Source organism: Pseudomonadota bacterium (assembly GCA_034660915.1).
Lineage (GTDB): Bacteria > Desulfobacterota > Anaeroferrophillalia > Anaeroferrophillales > Anaeroferrophillaceae > DQWO01.
Map to the genome: position 1 here is coordinate 1 of JAYEKE010000120.1, position 3,063 is coordinate 3,063.

Annotated in this window: 3 protein-coding genes and 1 tRNA gene; 1 reads left to right on the forward strand and 3 read right to left on the reverse strand. The window is 52.4% G+C overall.

The features are described 5' to 3' along the window. From U9P07_07325 to U9P07_07335, 3 genes are all read right to left on the reverse strand, one after another. Positions 1 to 1,460, reverse strand: a 1,460-nt coding sequence (locus U9P07_07325; GenBank protein MEA2109214.1) for an amidohydrolase family protein, incomplete at its 3' end; no start/stop codon positions are given. Next, positions 1,450 to 1,878: a PaaI family thioesterase gene (locus tag U9P07_07330; GenBank protein ID MEA2109215.1), complete on the reverse strand. Its 429-nt coding sequence runs from the start codon at positions 1,876 to 1,878 to the stop codon at positions 1,450 to 1,452. The genes U9P07_07325 and U9P07_07330, both read right to left, overlap by 11 nt. Beyond that, positions 1,871 to 2,545, reverse strand: coding sequence for a transglutaminase family protein (locus U9P07_07335; GenBank protein ID MEA2109216.1), 675 nt, complete (start codon positions 2,543 to 2,545; stop codon positions 1,871 to 1,873). The genes U9P07_07330 and U9P07_07335 overlap by 8 nt, the downstream gene beginning before the upstream one ends. A 172-nt stretch (positions 2,546 to 2,717) precedes the next feature. Here U9P07_07335 and U9P07_07340 point away from each other — a divergent pair. Beyond that, positions 2,718 to 2,790, forward strand: a tRNA-Ile gene (locus U9P07_07340). Positions 2,791 to 3,063 lie beyond the last annotated feature (273 nt).

Sequence of the window (3,063 nt, forward strand, 5' to 3'; positions counted from 1 at the left end):
GCCAGGGACATTTCCGCCTCGCTGGCACCAAAGACCGTGGGCTGGTAAGCTTCCCAGTTGAGGGTGGAGGCAACAGCTCCGCGGCAGATGCCGGTGCCGGCCAGAAAACCGCGACTTAACCGCTGCTTGCCATAACGATTGATAATGACATACTTGAGGATGCTTTCTTCAGGGATAGCGCTGATATTGCCATTTGCAACCGGCAGTTTGATGATTTCTTCATGGGTGACCATGCTGTGGTGGTCCGGTCGAATAGCCCGTATCTTGACTTCGTTTCCCTGGGCGGGGTAGCTGAAATCCTCTGCGGTCAGGGGAGATAACGGCACCGATTGATAGGCCGCTTCCGGGTATAGGTAGGGGGAGGATGTGGGGGTCAGTAATTGTCCATCTTCGGCTACTATCTGGCCGCCGGCGATGACCGTGTGTGGGGAAAAATCATTCAGGTTTGAAACAATCTGCAGGTCGGCGCGAAAGTGAGGGGCGATGGCCCCCAGGTCACGAAAGCCGAAAGCGGCGGCCGCGTTGATAGTCAGCATCTGGACGACGGTCAGCGGTTCAAAGCCGAGGCCCACGGCTTTGCGGGCCAGGACATCCAGGTGTCCTTGATGCAAAAGTCTGGAAGTGGTGACCCCATCGGTGGCGATGGACAGCTGGCGGAAATCACTGATCATATCCTTGATCGGAGCTACTCCGGCCAGGTCCTGGCGGATACTTCCCTCGCGGATCATCACATACAGTCCAAGCCGCAGACGTTCCAAGGCTTCTTCAGCGGTGATGGGTTCATGGTCGGAGGAAATTCCGGCAGCTATAAAAGCATTCAGTTTTTCCCGGCGGGCGCCGGCGGCATGCCCCTGAAGGGGTAAGTTATGTTTCCAGGCCAGGGCCAAGAGCTCCAGGGTTTTTTCATCGGGGTTGATAATTCGTGGCCAGTAGGCCTCGCCGATGCCGACTATCCGTGGATTTGCAATCAGCTCGGCATATTCGTCGATAGAAAAAGGATGGGTTGTTTCCATCTCCGGGTAAGGCGGTGAAAAACAGGGCGCGGTAACCAGGATATTCATCGGCTGCCGCCGGGTTTCTTCGAGAAAGCACTTGACGCCCGCTGTCCCCAGACTGCTGCCGAACTCGGTAGCTTCAGTGACCACGGTGGTGGTTCCCCGGGGCAGTGCCAGACGGACAAAATCGTGAAGACGGAAAACATTGGCAATATGGGTATGGGTTTCCACAAATCCCGGCAGCAGGAAAGCGCCCTTGGCGTCGATGATCGTGGTTGTCGGGCCATAAGTCCCCTTCTTGATATTGCCAACCGCGGCAATTCGTTCACCTTTGATCGCCACGTCGCTCCCCGGGATCAGTTCCGCCGTAAACACATTGACCAGTGTACCATTGGTGATGATCAGGTCAGCCGGTTCATGCCCCAGGGCTGTACGGATGGACTGTTGAATGGTTTCAGGATTCATGGAAGAGATTATTCTCCTTTTTACGGTAGGCGGTTGCCGAGGCGGTGGCAATCAGGTTGCCGCTTTCATCTTTGACGGTGGTTTCGTAGGTGGCAATACGTGGATTGCGGGAGACTTCCCGGGCTTCAGCCTGTAGTGATATCCCCATGGCTGGGGCTTTAAGATAGGAAATGCTTAAGCCCAGAGCCACTGCCAGGGTTCCGTGGCTATTGCAGGCCACCTGGAAGGCTTCGTCAATGAGTGAAAAAATAGCGCCGCCATGGACCATTTGAAACAGGTTGCCCAGCTCTTCAGTGGGTGTCATTTCCACCAGGGCGCATCCGGGAGCGCAGTCAATCAGGCGTATTCCCAGCTTGCGGGCAAAAGGTTCCCGGTCAACGGCTTCACTGGCTCGGCGCGTAAGCTTTTTGTCAGTCATAATGTTGTTCTCCGGCATTAATCCATTGCTGGACCATATTTTTGCCATAGTTGTCATTGAAAGTGGCCATAATTTCTGCGAAGGGCAGGTCTGAAAATGGTCCCCATTGTTTCAGGTATTCAATATGCGGTTGCCCATCCAGAGTGCGGGCAGCAAAAACAGCATCTTTGGTACCATCGAAATTTACGGGATTAATCCCCAGTCGCTCACACATGAAGCAATCAAAGGTTGGGGTGGCTTTCAGCCAGCGACCGTCGAGCTGGATTTCATTGTAACCGTGGCAATAGAAAATATTGGTTTTCATCATCTCAGCCAGCTTGGCCGGTACCTGGTAGTTTCTGATATTTGCCAGCCGCAGGCGTGAGGGGATGCTGACGGCCCGGCAGAGGGCGGCCAGCAGGACTGCTTTCTGGATGCAGTATCCTTTGCCCCGGGAGAGGATAGAGTGGGCCTGGTAGTCTTCTCTGCTGGTGGAAAAGCTGTAAGGGTTATAGCGGACTTCATCACGGACAAAGAGAAAGAGGGTTTTGGCCATTATTTTTGCTTCAGCCAGGGAGCCGGTCAGCTGCCGGGCGGTTTTCTGAATCAGGGAATGATCGCAATCAATAAAATAGCTGGCCTGAAGGTATTGTTTCAAGTCTGATTCTGCCGGTTTTATTTTGCTCATTGATAGGGTGTTCTTTCATATGGTTGCCTTAACTGATGCCATCATACTTATGATGACTGGGGAAGTCAAGAATCAGCTTGCCTGCCTGTAATTCTTTGTATCGAAATTTTAAAAGATTGACTTTTTTCTTGACAAACAAAAAAAATGAGTTTATTTTCCGAGTTTCACCTTCGGGCCCATAGCTCAGCTGGCAGAGCCACCGGCTCATAACCGGTAGGTCCCTGGTTCGATCCCAGGTGGGCCCATCGGATTTTTTTGGAGCAGAAATTGACATTAATGAAATATATTTCTCGTACTGCAGGAGGCGATTTCTCCTCCAGGCAGGAGGAAATGGTCTAAGTAAAAAGTGCACCCGTAAAGAGGGTGCACTTTTTTTAGTTTTCATGGTGGATACATGATCAGCCAGAGGGACTTTATCAGTTTTGTTGAAGCGCGTATCCCGCTTGCATACAGTGAGGATTGGGATAACTGCGGGCTTCAGGTTGGGGACCCAAACTGGCCTTTGAAAGGAATACTTC

What these genes read in the sequence shown, in the direction of transcription:
- U9P07_07335 (MEA2109216.1), bottom strand. Translation starts at nt 2,545, where the DNA reads ATGAGCAAAATAAAACCGGCAGAATCAGACTTGAAACAATACCTTCAG.
- U9P07_07330 (MEA2109215.1), bottom strand. Translation starts at nt 1,878, where the DNA reads ATGACTGACAAAAAGCTTACGCGCCGAGCCAGTGAAGCCGTTGACCGG.